General features: G+C 68.9%; 16 protein-coding genes. 7 read left to right on the top strand and 9 right to left on the bottom strand.

Annotated elements, in window-relative coordinates:
- Positions 1-46: 46 nt before the first annotated feature.
- From VIS07_18810 to VIS07_18795, 4 genes are all read right to left on the bottom strand, one after another.
- Positions 47-817, bottom strand: a complete 771-nt coding sequence (locus VIS07_18810) for a cytochrome b N-terminal domain-containing protein (GenBank protein HEY8517567.1) — start codon at positions 815-817, stop codon at positions 47-49.
- Positions 818-888: 71 nt separating this feature from the next.
- Positions 889-1491, bottom strand: a complete 603-nt coding sequence (locus VIS07_18805) for a Rieske 2Fe-2S domain-containing protein (protein ID HEY8517566.1) — start codon at positions 1489-1491, stop codon at positions 889-891.
- Between the two features lie 129 nt (positions 1492-1620).
- Entirely contained in the window at positions 1621-2058 is a 438-nt protein-coding gene (locus VIS07_18800) for a hypothetical protein (GenBank protein HEY8517565.1), read from the bottom strand.
- Between the two features lie 21 nt (positions 2059-2079).
- The gene (locus VIS07_18795) at positions 2080-4656 is read right to left on the bottom strand and encodes a 1-acyl-sn-glycerol-3-phosphate acyltransferase (GenBank protein ID HEY8517564.1); all 2577 of its coding nucleotides are present in this window, start codon (positions 4654-4656) and stop codon (positions 2080-2082) included.
- A gap of 370 nt (positions 4657-5026) precedes the next feature.
- Between VIS07_18795 and VIS07_18790 the strand changes: the two genes are divergently transcribed.
- On the top strand, positions 5027-5998 hold the full coding sequence (locus VIS07_18790) for an RluA family pseudouridine synthase (protein HEY8517563.1): 972 nt from the start codon (positions 5027-5029) through the stop codon (positions 5996-5998).
- A 63-nt stretch (positions 5999-6061) separates the two neighbouring features.
- Here VIS07_18790 and VIS07_18785 read toward each other — a convergent pair whose 3' ends face one another.
- Positions 6062-6445 carry a hypothetical protein gene (locus VIS07_18785; protein HEY8517562.1) on the bottom strand — a complete coding sequence of 128 codons (384 nt, stop codon included), beginning with the start codon at positions 6443-6445 and terminating at the stop codon, positions 6062-6064.
- A 254-nt stretch (positions 6446-6699) separates the two neighbouring features.
- On the opposite strand from VIS07_18785, the gene VIS07_18780 reads away from it, so the two are divergent.
- From VIS07_18780 to lon, 4 genes are all read left to right on the top strand, one after another.
- The gene (locus VIS07_18780) at positions 6700-6894 is read left to right on the top strand and encodes a thiamine biosynthesis protein ThiS (GenBank protein HEY8517561.1); all 195 of its coding nucleotides are present in this window, start codon (positions 6700-6702) and stop codon (positions 6892-6894) included.
- Between the two features lie 16 nt (positions 6895-6910).
- On the top strand, positions 6911-7852 hold the full coding sequence (locus VIS07_18775) for an ATP-binding protein (GenBank protein ID HEY8517560.1): 942 nt from the start codon (positions 6911-6913) through the stop codon (positions 7850-7852).
- Positions 7849-8682 (top strand): tRNA (adenine-N1)-methyltransferase, encoded by an 834-nt coding sequence (locus VIS07_18770; GenBank protein ID HEY8517559.1) that lies wholly within the window; start codon positions 7849-7851, stop codon positions 8680-8682. The genes VIS07_18775 and VIS07_18770 overlap by 4 nt, the downstream gene beginning before the upstream one ends.
- A 181-nt stretch (positions 8683-8863) precedes the next feature.
- Positions 8864-11305 carry an endopeptidase La gene (gene lon / locus VIS07_18765; GenBank protein ID HEY8517558.1) on the top strand — a complete coding sequence of 814 codons (2442 nt, stop codon included), beginning with the start codon at positions 8864-8866 and terminating at the stop codon, positions 11303-11305.
- A 16-nt stretch (positions 11306-11321) separates the two neighbouring features.
- Here lon and gph read toward each other — a convergent pair whose 3' ends face one another.
- Together gph and VIS07_18755 are read right to left on the bottom strand one after the other, a co-directional pair.
- Positions 11322-11969, bottom strand: coding sequence for a phosphoglycolate phosphatase (gph, locus tag VIS07_18760; GenBank protein ID HEY8517557.1), 648 nt, complete (start codon positions 11967-11969; stop codon positions 11322-11324).
- Between the two features lie 14 nt (positions 11970-11983).
- Positions 11984-12376, bottom strand: coding sequence for an iron-sulfur cluster assembly accessory protein (locus VIS07_18755; GenBank protein HEY8517556.1), 393 nt, complete (start codon positions 12374-12376; stop codon positions 11984-11986).
- A gap of 169 nt (positions 12377-12545) precedes the next feature.
- On the opposite strand from VIS07_18755, the gene VIS07_18750 reads away from it, so the two are divergent.
- Entirely contained in the window at positions 12546-13934 is a 1389-nt protein-coding gene (locus VIS07_18750; GenBank protein ID HEY8517555.1) for a DegQ family serine endoprotease, read from the top strand.
- A gap of 49 nt (positions 13935-13983) precedes the next feature.
- Positions 13984-14556 carry a hypothetical protein gene (locus tag VIS07_18745; GenBank protein ID HEY8517554.1) on the top strand — a complete coding sequence of 191 codons (573 nt, stop codon included), beginning with the start codon at positions 13984-13986 and terminating at the stop codon, positions 14554-14556.
- A gap of 53 nt (positions 14557-14609) precedes the next feature.
- Here VIS07_18745 and VIS07_18740 read toward each other — a convergent pair whose 3' ends face one another.
- The gene (locus VIS07_18740) at positions 14610-15263 is read right to left on the bottom strand and encodes a class I SAM-dependent methyltransferase (protein ID HEY8517553.1); all 654 of its coding nucleotides are present in this window, start codon (positions 15261-15263) and stop codon (positions 14610-14612) included.
- Positions 15264-15398: 135 nt separating this feature from the next.
- Positions 15399-15590: a helix-turn-helix domain-containing protein gene (locus VIS07_18735; GenBank protein HEY8517552.1), complete on the bottom strand. Its 192-nt coding sequence runs from the start codon at positions 15588-15590 to the stop codon at positions 15399-15401.
- Positions 15591-15708: the final 118 nt, after the last annotated feature.

Raw genomic sequence — 15708 nt, 5'->3', positions numbered from 1 at the left:
TGGGCAGAACCATCACGCGCATTGCTGGTCCCTCCCGTTGCCTCCCTCAAAGTGCGGGGCCCGAGAAGCCGTCGCGTCGGATGCGCCAGAAGTGCACGGCCAGGAACAAGCTCGTGACCAGCGGGATGAACACGCAGTGCAGGATGTAGAACCTCAGCAGCGTGTGCGGTCCGACCTCGCCGCCGCCGAACAGGAAGGCGCGCACGTCGTAGATCGCGTTGACGCCGACCATCTCGCCGAACGGACCTTCGTGCCCGAGCAGCGGCGTCGCACGGCCCATGTTCGATCCCACGGTGACCGCCCAGATCGCGAGCTGGTCCCAGGGCAGCAGGTAGCCGGTGAAGCTCAGGAGCAGCGTCAGCACGAGCAGGATGACGCCGACCACCCAGTTGAACTCGCGCGGCGGCTTGTACGACCCCGTCAAGAAGACGCGGAACATGTGCAGCCACACGGCGATCACCATGCCGTGGGCCGCCCAGCGGTGCATGTTCCGCATCAGCATCCCGAACGGCATGTCGAACTCGAGGTACTTCATGTCCGCGTACGCGTACTGCGCGACCGGACGGTAGTAGAACATCAGGTACACGCCGGTGACGACCGTGATGAGGAACATCAGGAAGGTGATGCCACCCATGCACCACGTGAAGCGCATGCGCGTCGCGTGGCGGCGCACCTTCGAGGGATGCAGGTGCAGCCACACGTTGCCGGACACCATCAAGATGCGGTTGCGCGGCGTGTCGTCGTAGCCGTGGCGGAAGATCGACTGCCACACCTGCGACTCGGTGATCTGCTGCTTGACGTCTGTCCACCAACTCACGGGTGCTCCCCCCTGAATCGTGCTCTACGCGTCGCTCGGACGCGCTTCGCGCCCCGTGCACACGGCGCCGATCAAGCCTTCACGAACGAACCCGGCTTACCCCACTGCCCCTTCTCGAAGAGGAACTTGACGCCCTTGTCGACCACCAGCTGGCCGTCGTCCGCGAGCGTGATCTTGACCCTCTCGAGTGGCCGCGGCGCCGGACCCTCGAAGTTGATGCCGCTCTTGTAGAAGCCGCTGCCGTGGCACGGACACTTGAACTTGGACTCGGCGAGCAGCCAGCGCGGCGTGCAGCCGAGGTGCGTGCACTTGGCGAACAGCGCGTAGAAGCCCTCCTCGTCGCGGACGATCCACACGCGGTAGTCCTTCTTGAACTTCTCGCTCACCTCGCCGACGGCGAAGTCGCGCGGATAGCCCGCCTTGAAGGTCGTCGGCGGAAGGAAGAGGACGCGTGGGAACGCGGAACGGATCGCCGCGAGGATGGTGGTCAGCGAGAACGCCCCGAAGAGCACCCAGCCGAACCGGCCGATGATGTCCCGCCGCGACCAGAGGCCGCCGAGCGCTGCCTTCTCGCGCTCGCGCTTGGCGCGCTCTCGACGCTGCTCCTCGCGCCGTTGCTGCTCGAGCGCGAGCCGTTCGTTCGCCTCATTCTTCGCTAGTGCGTCAGTCGCCATCGAGTGTCCGTTGCCTCGTTTGAGAGCGATCCGCCTTCGCGAGCGGGCGGTCGAAGCCGGCCATACCTAGTCCCGTGCGCCGAGGCGCTCCAAATGAAAATCCCTTTGATCGTTACATAAGAGTGTCTGTTACTGCTGACCACCGGCGCTCCAGCGGTCGCGCGCGCTGCGCGCGACGGCCGCGATGACACCCACGATGCAGGTCAACACGCCGAGCCCGAGCAACGCGACCCCGAGCGGCGTGAAGATGAAGGTCAGGACGGAGCCGGTGAGCAAGAGGGGGATGCCGAAGGCGAACGGGTTGAGCGGTCCGGGGACGCCCGCAGCCGCCGCCGCGGCCGTGCTCGGCGACGGCCCCTGCGTCTCGACCTCGTCGCGAAGGAGGTCGATCGCGTAGTCGCGCCTCACGAGACGACCCTCGGCTTCCGCCTCGTTGATCGCCTCGGCTAGCTCGCGCGTGAGCTGGTCGATCCGTGCGTCGACCTCGTCGCCGCCCTTGCGCTCGATGACGTCTCCTCGCCCGCCGACTCGGCGGTGTCCGGCGTTTCCTTCTCGCGGTCGGCGCATTAGAGCAGCGAATATCGATTGTCAACGCGGGACGCGCCCGCCGTGCGTCAAGGAGTTCCCGAGGCGGGCCGCGATCGCGTCGAGCTCCTGGAACTGCGGGCCGCGCCGCACCACGCGGTCGCGGTCCCGCTCGCCCTTCCCCGCCTCGCGCTCGAGGCAGCCGATCTCGACGAGGCGCGAGATCGCGTTGCCGAAGGTGACCGTCGTCGCCGCCTCGGGCTTTCGCACCTCGCCCAGCAGCAGCGCGGCCTCGAAGCTCTTCGACATCTGGCTGATGAGCTGCGACTCGCTGCGCGGCTCGCCGTCGAGCTGGAGCGCGGTGCGCGCCGCGATCCAGTACGCCTCGCGGAAATTCTCGAGGATCCCGACCAGCGAGTTGACGAGCGGCACCGGACGGCGATCGCCGTCGAAGCTCGCGCCGTGCGCGCGGAAGTAGTCGAGCAGCCTCCCCGCCTCGGCGGCGACGTTCTCACGCTCGGGCAGCGCGAACTCCCAGCGCAGCATGTTGAGCCACCACCACAGATCTTCCTTGAGCTCCGCGCGCGGCACGGAGCGCACGTACGCGTGCGCGAGCAGCGACGGCAGCAGGAAGAAGTGGATGGTGTTGTTCTTGTAGAAGTCGAGGACCTTGCGCTTGTTCGGCGGCACGACGAGGAGCCGCGTGCCGTTGTCCTCGCGGACCTCCGTCAGCCCCGACGACGCGAGGAACGCGACGATCTCGTTGAAGTTCGCCTGCCCGAGGTTGCGCTCGAGCGACGGCGTGAACGCGGTGCCGCGCCAGCGCAGCAGCTCGGCGAGCGTCCGCGCCGCGACGACGAAGTCGTCGAAGCGGACCGCGCCCTTCTCGCTCGACAGGAGCACCGTCGCGGACAGCGAGGTCGCGCCCACGACGGCGACCTCGTTCACCTCGTGCAGGATCCGGAAGCCGAGCTTCTGCACGAAGCGCCGCTGCTCCTCCTGCACGTCCGGGTTGTCGGCGTTCTCGACGAAGCGGCGCATGCGGTCTTCGCCGAGCGTCTCGCGCAACGACATCGGCTCCGCGAAGCTCACGTAGACCGTGCCGTGCCGCTGCTTGAGGACGCTGCGCGCCTTGATCAGCGCGCCGAACGACTCCTTCTGCTTCTTCTGCCCCGACAGCTCGGCGTCGTACGCGCTCTCCTCCGCGATGCGTCCGTAGTGGATCGAAACCGGCACGAGGTAGAGATCGCGCCGCGCGCCCTGCAGGAAGGCGCGCACGATGCCGCCGAGCATGCCGAGCTTCGGCGTGAGGATCTTGCCCGTCCGGCTTCGTCCGCCCTCGATGAAGAACTCGAGCGTGTAGCCCTGACGGATCATCGTCGTCAGGTAGCGGTGGAAGACGAGCTTGTAGAGCTCGTTGTTGTCGAACGAGCGCCGGATGAAGAACGCGCCCGAGCCGCGCAGCAGCCAGCTCACCGGCCAGAACGACAGATTGATCCCCGCGGCGATGTGCGGCGGCGACAGGAAGTGCTCGCGGAAGATGTACGAGAGCACCATGTAGTCGAAGTGGCTGCGGTGACAGGGCACCAGCACCACCGGGTGCTGCTTGACGCACTCGACCACGCGCTCGAGACCGCGCACCTCGACGCCGCTGAACGTCCGCTTCCAGACCTGGTGGAAGAGCGCCTCGATGATCGCGAACGCCAGGCCGTTGAAGTTCGCGGCCATCTCCCAGAAGTAGCCGCGCGCCTCGCGCATGACGCGACGCTCGGGCACGTTGCGCTCGCGTGCGATGCGCGCCACCGTCGCCGCGACCTCGCGCCCCTCGAAGACGCGCTCGGCGATCACCTCGCGCGGCAGCAGCAGCGGGCCCCACACGGCGCGCTCCTCCTGCGCCAGCTCCCGCTGCAGCGAGTTGTTGAGACGCCGCGCGAGTCGCGCCTCGCTGAGCGAACGATGGCTCGAGAGGAAGCTCGACAGGTTGATGACGCGCCCGACGTTGAACAGCAGATCCTCCCGGTTGAAGCGGTACGTGAGAAGCTTCTTCAGGTCGCTCGGCGCGTCGTGCACGCTGTACGCGAACGCCGACAGGCGTCCCTCCTGACGGCGGAACACGCGCCCGCGGAAGAACGACACCGGCACGAGGAAGACGGGACGGTCGCTGCGCCGCGCGCGCCGCACGATCTCCTGCAGGAACTCCGCTCCGGGACGCGCCGCCGCGAGCCGCGAGCGCCGGTTCGACAGCAGCCGCGGGCTGCGCGCCCGCAGGAACAGCAGCACCGGCTCGCCGTGCTCGATGAGGTCGCCCGCGAGAACGGCGTTGCTGCCGCGCTGCGCCTTCCGGGCGAACAGCTTCCGCGGCGCCGCGAGCGCGCGCCCCAGGCGTCGCAGCATCTCGCGCAGCGAGACGAACCACCACGACGACACCCCGTTCGCGAAGCGCGCGAGCGGAAGGCCCTCGCGAATCATCAGCCAGTTGATCAGGCAGTAGTCGAGCAGCGAGCGGTTGCGCAGGACGTAGACGATCGTCCCACGCGCGGCGAGCTGGCGGACCTGGCTCACGCCGTTCGCGTCGACGTGCACGTGCTCGGTCAAGCCGGACGCGACCAGCCGCTGCAGCCAGCCGAAGCGTTCGGTCATCGCCGAGGGATGTCGCTCGTCCGCCATCAAGCAAAACCCTTCCTGGTCGTGGCGACGTCGATCGTGGTCGCGAGATCGAGCATGTGGTGCGGGTAACGCTTCGTCGTCATCCGAGCCAGGTTGCACTGGCCGCGGCCAGCGGAGCAAGCGGTCCATGGGACGATGGTACGCGCGCGCCCGGCGCAGTCCACGTTCGTGGCGCCGCGGCGACGGTGCCGCGACGGTCGTGATGCGTGTCCGGTGCAGACCCGACTCATGGTGGTTGCGCCCTGTTTCCGGGCGACCGAGCCGCCCGGTGCTGCTTGACGGCGCGCTGCGTCGAGCTCCACGTCACTTAAGCGGATCCCGACGCTTCTGTACAACCACCCGCATGAGCGTGTCGGCAGGCGACGGCGCCACCGAGCTCGTGGCGGGCGCGGAGCACGCCGGGCGACGGCTCGACGACGTGCTGGCGGAAGCTCTCGGCGTCGGCCGGCGCACCGCGGTGCGTCTCGTCGAGCGCACGCGCGTCAACGGACGACGCGCAAGCAAAGGCGAGCGCCTGCGCGCGGGCGATCGCGTGGTCGTGCAGGCCGCGCCGGGGCCGGCCGCGTCCGAAACGAGCCTCGAGGTCGTGCTCGACGGCGAGGACGTGCTCGTGGTCGCCAAACCGGCCGGTCTGCCGACGGTCGCGCTACGCGGCGCGGCGGGCGACAGCCTCGCGGCGCGGATCGCGGCGCGCTTTCCGGAGTGCGCCGCGATCGGCCAGCCCGGCGAGTCGGGGCTCGTGCACCGGCTCGACACCGGCACGTCGGGCTTGCTGCTGGTCGCGCGCACGGCGGAGGCGTACGCCAATCTCCGCGCGCAGTTCCGCGAGCACCGCGTCGAGAAGCAGTACCTCGCGCTGGTCGCCGGACGCCTCACCGACGAGGTGCGCATCGCGACGCCGATCGGTCAGCACCGGCGCAGTCGGACGCGGATGCGCACGGTCGCGCCCGGCATGCCGAGCGAGCGCTACACGCCGCGTCCCGCGACGACCGACGTCGTGCCGTTGCGCGTCTTCGCCGACGCGACGCTCGTCCGCGCGACGACGTGCAGCGGCGTGCGTCACCAGATCCGCGTGCACCTCGCGAGCATCGGACACCCGCTGGTCAACGACACGACCTACGGCGGCCCGACGCTCGCCGCCCTGCCCGGCTTCGTGCTGCACGCGTCGGCGCTGCGCTGGCACGACGTGCGCACCGGGAGCGAGCGCTGGCTCGAGCTGCCGCTGCCGGCGACGGTCGAGTCGGCGCTCGCGCAGCTCGAGCCCGATGTCCGCGACGCGCGTCGTGCGGACCCACGCCCTCACGGCGCTCGGTGATTCAGCGCGCTCGGTGGCTCACTCCGCTCGGAGACTCACTGCGCGCGGTGAACAGACCGCCTGCTAGGCGGCGCGGCCGCCCTTCGACTCCTTGCCGTTGTCGCCCTTGGTCTTGGCGCAGCCGCCGCAGACGTTCTTGACGTTCTCCGGATCCTCGATCAGCCCCTCGTCGAGGTTGTGGCAGACCTTCTTGCAGACCGCGCACACGAAGTAGATGCCCTCGACGGTCTTGTCGATGCGCTCGCGGTTCAGGATCCGGCCGCGCAGCTTGTCGATGCGGATTCCGAGCAGCTCCTCGTACTGCCGCTTGATCTTGCGGCGTCCGACCTCGTCCTTGGGAAGATCCTCCTCGTCTCCCCGAGGGCGCTCCTCCTCGTCGAAGATGCTGAAGCCCTTCTTCGGCGCCTTGGCCTTCGCCGTCGACTTCTTCTTGGTGGTACGAGGCATCGCCCGTCCTTCTATGCCAACGAGGGGACCGACGCCCCTCGGCCGCCCATGGGCAGAGCCTCCGAGGCCCCCCACGTCATCGCCGTGCCGTGACGTCCGGCACGCTTGTCGACTCGTCGCATCTCGCGCAGTTCCACGCCGGCTGCGAGCTCGCGCTCGTGCCCGCGAGCGCGGTAGGAACGGCTCGATCTTCGGGATTCGACCACGGGAAATCAAGGTGGCGTTGACCTGCCTGCTCTGGTACCCGCGGTGCAGTGCGAGTCTGCCTCAACCCACAGGGTCGCGAGCTTCAGATCGACGGCGTCGCGCGTGTGGGCGACCTCCTGCGCCGCCTGGACATCCTGCCCGGCACGGTGCTCGTCATTCGCGGCGACCGGCTGCTCACCGAGGACGCGCCGCTTTCGCCGGAGGACGACATCGAGCTGCGCTCGGTGGTGAGCGGCGGCTGATGGTCGAGGTGTTGCCGTGAAGTGCACGCGCTGTCGACAGCCGGCCGAGGTCAAGCTGCGCGCGCACAACTCGGCGTTCTGCCGGCCGTGCTTCCTGTTCTTCTTCCAGCGTCGCGTCACGCGCGCGATCGAGCACGAGAAGATGTTCGACCGCTCGTCGCGCGTGCTGGTTGCGGTGTCGGGCGGCAAGGACAGCCTCGCACTCTGGGACGTGCTGGCCAACGAAGGCTACCAGACCGTCGGCTTCCACCTCGCGCTCGGCATCGGCGGCTACTCGCAGCGCTCGCGCGAGCGCACCGAGAAGTTCGCCGCGGAGCGCGGTCTCGAGCTGCACGTGCACTCGCTCGCCGACGAAGGGCTCGCCATCCCGGACATCGTCTCGGCGACGCGTCGTCCGGCGTGCTCGGCGTGCGGCACGTTCAAGCGTCACTACTTCGATGCCGCGGCGCTCGAGCTCGGCTGCAACGTGATCGCGACCGGGCACAACCTCGACGACGAGGCGGCCCGCCTGCTCGGCAACGTCCTGCACTGGCAAGTCGACCACCTGGCGCGGCAGAAGCCGGTCATGCAGCCGCGGCACGAAAAGTTCGTCCGCAAGGTCAAGCCTTTGTACTTGACGAGCGAGTTCGAGACCGCGACCTACGCCTTCATGCGCGGCATCGACTACGTGGTCGAGGAGTGCCCGAACGCGGTGGGCGCGACGCAGCTCACTTACAAGAGCGTGCTCGATCGGCTCGAAGACGTCTCGCCGGGGACGAAGGTCGGCTTCGTGCGGGACTTCGTCGCGCGCGCGAGCGACGCGTTCGCCCGCGAGGAAGGCGATCGCGCGGCGCGCACCTGCGAAGGCTGCGGCATGCCGTCGTTCGGCACGCTGTGCTCGTTCTGCTCGCTGCGTGCGGAGGTCGACCGCAAGCTCGCCGCCCGCGCCAAGCCGGCTCCGGCGGCGCCCGAGGGATGAGCGAGGAGACGGCGCCGACCGGCGCCCCGCCCCCGGAGGACGCGACCGATCTCGGCGCTCCGCTCGCGGCCGGCGAATCGGTGCTGCTGATCGACCCGAAGGGTCGCGAGTATCTGCGCGAGCTGCGTCCCGGACGGCGCTACTCGCTGCACGCCGGCGTCGTCGACGCCGACGCGCTCATCGGACGTCCCGCTGGCCTGCGCATCCGCTCGTCGCTCGGTCAGCCGTTCCTGGTGCTGCGGCCGACCTACGCGCGGCTGATCCCGAACCTCCCGCGTCAGGCGCAGGTCATCTATCCGAAGGATGCCGCGTCGATCCTGATGTACGGCGACGTATACCCCGGCGCGCGCGTCATCGAGAGCGGCGTCGGGCCCGGCGCCCTGACGCTCGCGCTGCTGCGCGCGATCGGCCCGCACGGCCACCTCACCTCGATCGAGCGTCGCGAGGACCACATCCAGATGGCGAGCGACAACGTGCGGCGCTTCCACGGCGAGGCTCCGAACTGGACGACGATCCTCGCCGACGCGGCGGACGCCCTACCCGGCCTGCGCGCGGACCGGGTGATCCTCGATCTGCCCGAGCCCGGTCCGGTGCTCGCCGGCGCGGCACAGGCGCTGCGGCCGGGCGGCATCCTCGTGGTCTACGTCCCGACGACCGTTCAGGTCGACCAGGTCGGCGCGGCGCTGCGGGCGGAGCCCCGCTTCGCGCTGGTCGAGACCTTCGAAACCTTGCAGCGCTACTGGCACGTTGCACCGAATTCCGTCCGCCCGGAGCACCGCATGGTGGCCCATACCGGGTTCATCATGACCGCCGCACGGGTGGTCGACTGAATTTCCGCGACCCGCCCGTCGTTATATCCCGGGCGGTATTGGCCGATGACACCAGACGACGGGGCGAAGGCGCGCCCGGACGGGCGCAAACCCCGCGGACGGCACGCCGTTGGCACGTCCTTGAGCCAGTTGCGGGCATGTACTAGCGCACGAGCATCCAGCGTGGAGATCGAGTCGAGGCATGGCTGACGAAGAATCCGGCGAGGCGGGGCAGAAGTTCTACGGCTTCGAGGAGGACACCGGCGGCATCGAGATCCCCGAGCAGCTGCCGATCCTACCGCTGCGCGGCGTGGTGATCTTCCCCTCGGCGATCGTGCCGCTGCCGATCTCGCGCAAGCCGTCGCTGCAGCTCGTCGAGCACTGCATCGCGCGCGAGGACAAGATCCTCGGGCTCGTCGCGCAGAAGACCGCCGACGAGGAGCGCCCGACGCCCGACGACCTCTTCACGCGCGGCACCGCGGGACGTCTCCTGAAGATGCTGCGCTACCCGGACCAGAGCGTCCGCATCCTGGTCCAGGGTCTGCGGCGCATCGAGATCAGCGGGTACGAGCAGACGGAGCCCTTCTACGTCGGCCGCGTGCGGACGTTGATGGACGAGTACGAGGAGTCGAAGGACCTCGACGCGATCCAGGCGCACGTCGTCAATCAGTTCGCCAAGTTCGTGTCGATGATCCCGTACCTGCCCGACGAGCTGCAGCTCGTGGTGATGAACATCAAGGATCCGGGCAAGGTCACGGACCTCATCGCCTCGAACCTCAACATCTCGCTCGAGGAGAAGCAGGACCTCCTCAACACGCTCAGCGTGCGCGCTCGCCTGCAGCGGCTGTCGGGAATCTTGAACCGCGAGATCGAGCTGCTGGAGCTCGGCTCGAAGATCCAGAGCCAGGTGCAGACCGAGCTCTCGAAGAACCAGCGCGAGTTCTACCTGCGTCAGCAGATGCGCGCGATCCAGCGTGAGCTCGGCGAAGGCGACGGACGCTCCGCCGAGCTCGACGAGCTCCGCAAGCGGCTCGACGAGGCGCAGCTGCCCGAGCCGGCGCGCAAGGCCGCCGACACGGAGCTCGAGCGTCTGCGCATCATCCCGCCCGAGTCGGCGGAGCACTCCGTGGTCCGCACGTACCTCGAGTGGCTCGCGAACCTCCCCTGGGCGATCTCCACCGAGGACAACCTCGACCTGCACCACGCCCGCGCGATTCTCGACGAGGACCACTTCGACCTCGAGAAGATCAAGGACCGAATCCTCGAGTACCTCGCGGTGCGCAAGCTGAGGCAGGATCCGCGCAGCCCGATCCTCTGCTTCGCGGGACCGCCCGGCGTCGGCAAGACGTCGCTCGGACGCTCGATCGCGCGCGCGATGGGACGCAAGTTCGTCCGCCTGTCGCTCGGTGGCGTGCGCGACGAGGCGGAGATCCGCGGTCACCGCCGCACCTACGTCGGCTCGCTACCCGGACGCATCATTCAGAGCTTGAAAGCCGCGGGCTCGAACAATCCGCTGTTCGTGCTCGACGAGATCGACAAGCTCGGCGCCGACTTCCGCGGCGACCCGTCGTCCGCGCTGCTCGAGGTGCTCGACCCCGAGCAGAACTCGGCGTTCGTCGATCACTACCTCGACGTGCCGTTCGATTTGTCGCGCGTGATGTTCATCACGACGGCGAACTACCTCGATCCGATCCCGCACGCCCTGCGCGACCGCATGGAGGTGATCGAGCTCAGCGGCTACACCGAGGAGCAGAAGCTCGAGATCGCGCGCCGCCATCTCATCCCGAAGCAGATCACGGAGAACGGCCTCAACGACGAGATGATCCGCTTCGAGGACGCGGCGATCACCAAGATCATCCGCGACTACACGCGCGAGGCCGGGCTGCGAAACCTCGAGCGCGAGATCGGACGCGTGTGCCGCAAGGTCGCGCGCGCCGTCACCGAGGGGCAGACCGAGCCGGCGCTCATCACGCCGGAGAAGGTGCGCGAGTTCCTCGGGCCCGAGAAGTACTTCAACGAGGTCGCGGAGCGGGTCGGCGAGCCCGGCGTGGTCACGGGCCTCGCCTACACGCCCAACGGCGGCGACATTCTGTTCATCGAGTCGACCCGCATGAAGGGCAAGAAGGGCCTCACGCTCACCGGGTCGCTCGGCGACGTGATGAAGGAGTCCGCGCAGACCGCGCTGTCGCTCATCCGCTCGCGCGCGGAGAAGCTCGGCATCGATCCCGAGTTCTTCGAGAACTCCGACATCCACATCCACGTCCCGGCGGGCGCGATTCCGAAGGACGGGCCGTCCGCGGGCGTCACCATCGCGACCTCGCTCGCGTCGCTGCTCACCGGTCGCGCCGTTCGTCCGGACGTCGCGATGACGGGCGAGATCACGCTGCGCGGCACGGTGCTGCCGATCGGCGGCGTCAAGGAGAAGGTGCTCGCGGCGCGGCGCGCCGGGATCCGCACGGTCATCCTGCCGCAGCGCAACCAGAAGGACCTCGACGACGTCCCGGAGAACGTGCGCAAGGAGATGAACTTCGAGTTCGTCGAGACGATCGACGAGGTGCTCGCGCTGGCGCTCGAGCCAGAGGACAAGCCGACGGGCGAGACCGAGGGCGAGTCGCGCGCCACGGCCGGGGCGGCGCAAAAGTGAAGCAGCGCGCGCGTCGCTAGCGTGACGTCGCGATCGCGACCACCTCTTCGGGCCGGTCGACCAGGTAGTCCGGCGCCGCGGCCTCGAGGGTCGCGCGCGGCGTCAATCCCCAGCTGACCGCGCATACCGCGACCTTCGCGTTGCGCGCCGTCTCCACGTCGACCAGCGAGTCGCCGACGACGAGCGTCTCCTCGACCGGCACGCCGGCGTCGTCGATCAGCCGCCGCAAGCCGGCCGGATCCGGCTTGCGCGTCGGCAGCGAGTCGCCGCCGAGCACGGCGCCGAAGCGCGAGGCGAGACCGAGGCCGTCGAGGATGCGCGCGGCGAACCCGCGCGGCTTGTTGGTCAGCACGGAGAGCCGGACGTCCGCGGCGCGCAGCCGCTCGAGCATCTCCTCGATGCCGGGATACGCGACCGTCGTGTCGAGCAGGTGCGCGCCGTAGATCTCGAGGAAGAGCGCGAGCGCTTCGTCCACCGTCGCGCGGTCCGACGAAGCGCCGGCCGCACGCAGCGCGCGCTCGACGAGACGTCGCGCCCCCTCGCCGATGAATCCCGCGATCGTGTGCGGATCCTGCGGCGGAAGACGCAGCCGCTCGAGGGTCGCGTTCGCCGACGCGACGAGGTCGCCGACCGAATCGATCAGCGTGCCGTCGAGATCGAAGATGAGGTGGCGAAAGCTCAGACCGAGAACGAGGATCCGCAGCCGCAGGTGCGGTCCGCGTTCGGATTGAGGAACTTGAAGCCTGCGCCGTGCAGCCCGTCGACGTAGTCGACCTTGGTGCCGCTGAGATACGGAGCGCTGGTCGGATCGACGAACACGCGGACGCCGTCGTACTCGTAGATGGTGTCGTCCTCGTTCGGCCGATCCTCGAGGCCCAGCGAGTACTGCAACCCCGAGCAGCCGCCGCCGACCACGGACACCCGCAGCCCGGCCTCGGCCGGGCGCCCCTCACGCTGCAACAGGACCTTCACGCGTCCGATCGCGGTCGGAGAGAGAATCACGGGCTCGATCGCCACCTGCTCGGCGGACGATGGCTCCTCGTGTCGATCGGCTGGTACACCGTCGTTCATCACCTCTTCGGGGTAGCCACCCCGGGTAGAGCAGTCAAGGAAGCCTTCCGCGCGGCGGCCAGACGAGGACGAGGCCCCGCGTCGCCGAAGCTTGGTCGCGGATCCGGCGTCTAAACGGCGTCCTTGAACGGCCCGCTCTGCCGCGGCCGGATCGAGAGGTGACGATCGAATGAGATTCGCTTCGATGCGCGCAATCCTGACGACCGCTTGCACGATCGCGCTGGCCCTCCTGGCCGGCAACGCCACGGCCGCCGGCGGCGGGTTCGCCGGCCTGCCGGACTTCACCGAGGTCGCGAAGCGCGTGAGCCCCTCGGTGGTCAACCTGTCGGTCACGGCAAACGTTGGCCCGGCGGCGCTGCCGCACGACGAGTTCTTCGAGCGCTTCTTCGGCGGCCAGCTGCCGCGCACGACACGCAGCCTCGGCTCGGGCTTCATCCTGACGTCCGACGGCTACATCGCGACCAACGCGCACGTCGTCGACCGCGCGAGCAAGATCACGGTGCGCCTCGCGAACAAGGAGGAGTATCCGGCGAGGGTCGTGGGCGTCGATCCGAAGACCGACGTCGCGTTGATCAAGATCAACCCGCGCGAGCCGCTGCAGCCGGTCGAGCTCGGCGACTCGAGCTCGCTCGAGGTCGGCGAGTGGGTGATGGCGATCGGCAGCCCGTTCGGCCTCGAGCAGACGGTGACGGTCGGGGTGGTCAGCGCCAAGGAGCGCGTCCTCGGCGCCGGTCCCTACGACGACTTCATCCAGACCGACGCCGCCATCAACCCCGGTAACTCCGGCGGTCCATTGGTCGACAGCTCGGGCCGCGTCGTCGGCATCAACACGGCGATCTCGAGCCGCTCGGGCGGCAACGACGGCATCGGCTTCGCGATCCCGATCGGGCTCGCAAAGAACATCCTCGATCAGCTGCGCACGACGGGCCGCGTCCGGCGCGGCTGGCTCGGCGTCGGCATCCAGGACGTCACGCCGGACCTCGCGGCGTCGTTCGACCTCGACGAGGCGCACGGCGCGCTGGTCGCGAGCATCGCACCCGGCGGTCCCGCCGAGCGCGCCGGCATGCGCCGCGGCGACGTGATCGTCGAGTACGACGGGCGACCCATCAAGGACAGCCACGAGCTGCCCGCGCTGGTCGCAGAGACGCCGGTGGGACGCTCCGCGCGCGTCGTCGTGATCCGTGACGGTCGGCGGCGCGTGCTCGAGGTGGACGTCGCGGAGCTCCCCGAGGAGCCGGAGCGACGGCTCTCCGCCGTCGACGACACCGACGCGGGCGCGGACGCGAAGTTCGGCTTCGCGGCCGCCGACATCACGCCGCAGCTCGCGCGCCGGCGCGGGCTCGCGCGCAACAGCGGCGTCGTCGTGACGGCGGTCGATCCGTACGGCCCCGCGGCCGAGGCGGGTCTGCGCCCCGGCGACATCGTGCGCGAGGTGAATCGTCGTCCGGTGCGCTCGACGCGCGAGCTGCAGGATGCGCTTCGCCAGAGCGATCGCGACGCGCTGCTGCTCGTCCAGCGCGGCGACGCGACGATGTTCCAGTTGTTGAAGCGAAGCTGATCTTCAGCGTTAGCGTCGAGCGCGCAATGGGCGTAGAGTCGATGCAGGCATGACTCAGAAGCCCATCATCGAATCGCACCCGACCGAGTTCTTCCGCGAGCTCGTTCAGGAAGCGATGCACTCCCAAGGGCTGACCTCGCAGGAGGAGACCGAGTTCTACCTGGTCCAGCTCCTCGAGCAGCACCTGCGCATGCGAGGCGACCTCCTCAGCAAGCCGCTCGCCCTCACCTACCTCGAGGCCGCCAACGCGGGAGGCGTCGAGCGCTTCCACGGCATGAAGCTCGTCGGCGACACGGCGCTCTTCATCCTCGGCCTGTTCGCCGACTGCCTCGAGCGTACGCTCGTGCAGCCGGTGTACTACGTGTCGCTCGGACAGCTCGCCTACCGCCGCGTCGCAGACGTCGGCAGCCCGACGGTGCGGGAGATGTTCGAGAACCTCGCCGCGCAGTTCACCGACCTCGTGCGGGTCCTCGGTGAGATCAGCACGCGCGAGCTCTTCTCGAGCGACCGCGACACGCTACGCATCTACCGGCGCTGGCTGCTGACGCGCGGCGCGGTCGACGCCTCGCTGCTCGTGCGTCGCGGCATCATCCCGAGCGAGCCGAGCAAGGCGCACCACTGAGCGCGACGCGGCGCCGGCCCCGCGACGACGCCGGGCCCCGGCCGTGGACGCGCTCAGGACGCGGCGCGCGCGCGCCGCTCACCCGGCTTGCGCGCGATCATCACGGTGAACAGCGAGCGGGGCGACGTCTTGTAGCGGCGGATCAGCTCCACCGAGACGTTCTCGAGCAGCTCGGTCAGCCGCAGCGTGGTCCGCCAGCCGAGCTTGCGGGTGATCGGATCGAGACGGTCGACCACCGACGCGATCACCGGCCGCTCGCTGCGGAAGTGGTTGATGATGACGATCGTTCCGCCGGGGCGGCAGACGCGCACCATCTCGCGCATCATGCGCTGCGCGTCCGGCACCACGCTGACGACGTGGAACGACGTCACGTAGTCGAAGCTGTCGTCGGCGAACTCGAGGTTCTGCGCATCGCCGACGGCGAGGTCGATGTGGGTCCAGCCCTCGCGGTTGATCTTGCGACGGGCCCGCTCGAGCATGTCGGGCGCGAGGTCGATGCCCGTCACGTGGCAGTGGCGCGGATACGCCGGCAGCGCGAGCCCCGTTCCGACCCCGACCTCGAGCACCTCCGCACCGCGCTCGATGCCGAGCTCTCGGATGACCCGCTCGATCCGCGGGTAGAAGACACGCTCGAAGATCTTGTCGTAGTAGCGGGCGAACTCCGAATAGATCTTGCTCTCGTGTGGAAGTGCTACCGGAGCGGCCATGCCGACCTCCTAGAAGCGCTTCGCCCGCGGGTGGCGCCGGACGCCCGACCCCGTGGCAACCGCCATCCTTGGCATTCGGGCAACTCGAACGAATGTAGCGCCGCGACGACCGTGCCGACCCTGATCAACGACGTCTCAGGCCGCCGTCGCACCCCGCAGCTGCCGCTTGAAGGACGTGATGTCCTGCTTACGGAAGCGCCACTGGCGACCGGTCTTGAAGGCGGGCAGGATCTGCTTGCGCGCGTACTCGTTGACGGTGTCCGGACTCATGTCGAGCAGTTTCGCGACGTCACGGCTGTTGAGCAAAATGTCGTCTCTCTCAATCATGACTCACGTCCACGCGCTGAAGGGGATGAATCTGGCTACCATGCGGCGCTCCGCCGGGTCAACTGGACGGTGCCCGCAAAAGCTTTCGGCGACGGCCGCTCGATCCAAAAAATCCTAG

This window comes from Candidatus Binatia bacterium, assembly GCA_036563615.1.
In the GTDB taxonomy this organism is placed as follows: domain Bacteria; phylum Desulfobacterota; class Binatia; order UBA12015; family UBA12015; genus DATCMB01.
The sequence above is the reverse complement of the archived record's forward strand: the minus strand, read 5'-3'. Positions and strand labels throughout refer to the sequence as shown.

Bases quoted from the DNA above. Each gene is read 5' to 3' on its own strand.
- VIS07_18805 (HEY8517566.1), bottom strand. From the start codon at position 1,491: ATGGCGACTGACGCACTAGCGAAGAATGAGGCGAACGAACGGCTCGCG.
- VIS07_18800 (HEY8517565.1), bottom strand. From the start codon at position 2,058: ATGCGCCGACCGCGAGAAGGAAACGCCGGACACCGCCGAGTCGGCGGG.
- VIS07_18795 (HEY8517564.1), bottom strand. From the start codon at position 4,656: ATGACCGAACGCTTCGGCTGGCTGCAGCGGCTGGTCGCGTCCGGCTTG.
- VIS07_18790 (HEY8517563.1), top strand. From the start codon at position 5,027: ATGAGCGTGTCGGCAGGCGACGGCGCCACCGAGCTCGTGGCGGGCGCG.
- VIS07_18785 (HEY8517562.1), bottom strand. From the start codon at position 6,445: ATGCCTCGTACCACCAAGAAGAAGTCGACGGCGAAGGCCAAGGCGCCG.
- VIS07_18770 (HEY8517559.1), top strand. From the start codon at position 7,849: ATGAGCGAGGAGACGGCGCCGACCGGCGCCCCGCCCCCGGAGGACGCG.
- lon (HEY8517558.1), top strand. From the start codon at position 8,864: ATGGCTGACGAAGAATCCGGCGAGGCGGGGCAGAAGTTCTACGGCTTC.
- VIS07_18755 (HEY8517556.1), bottom strand. From the start codon at position 12,376: ATGAACGACGGTGTACCAGCCGATCGACACGAGGAGCCATCGTCCGCC.
- VIS07_18750 (HEY8517555.1), top strand. From the start codon at position 12,546: ATGAGATTCGCTTCGATGCGCGCAATCCTGACGACCGCTTGCACGATC.
- VIS07_18745 (HEY8517554.1), top strand. From the start codon at position 13,984: ATGACTCAGAAGCCCATCATCGAATCGCACCCGACCGAGTTCTTCCGC.
- VIS07_18740 (HEY8517553.1), bottom strand. From the start codon at position 15,263: ATGGCCGCTCCGGTAGCACTTCCACACGAGAGCAAGATCTATTCGGAG.
- VIS07_18735 (HEY8517552.1), bottom strand. From the start codon at position 15,590: ATGATTGAGAGAGACGACATTTTGCTCAACAGCCGTGACGTCGCGAAA.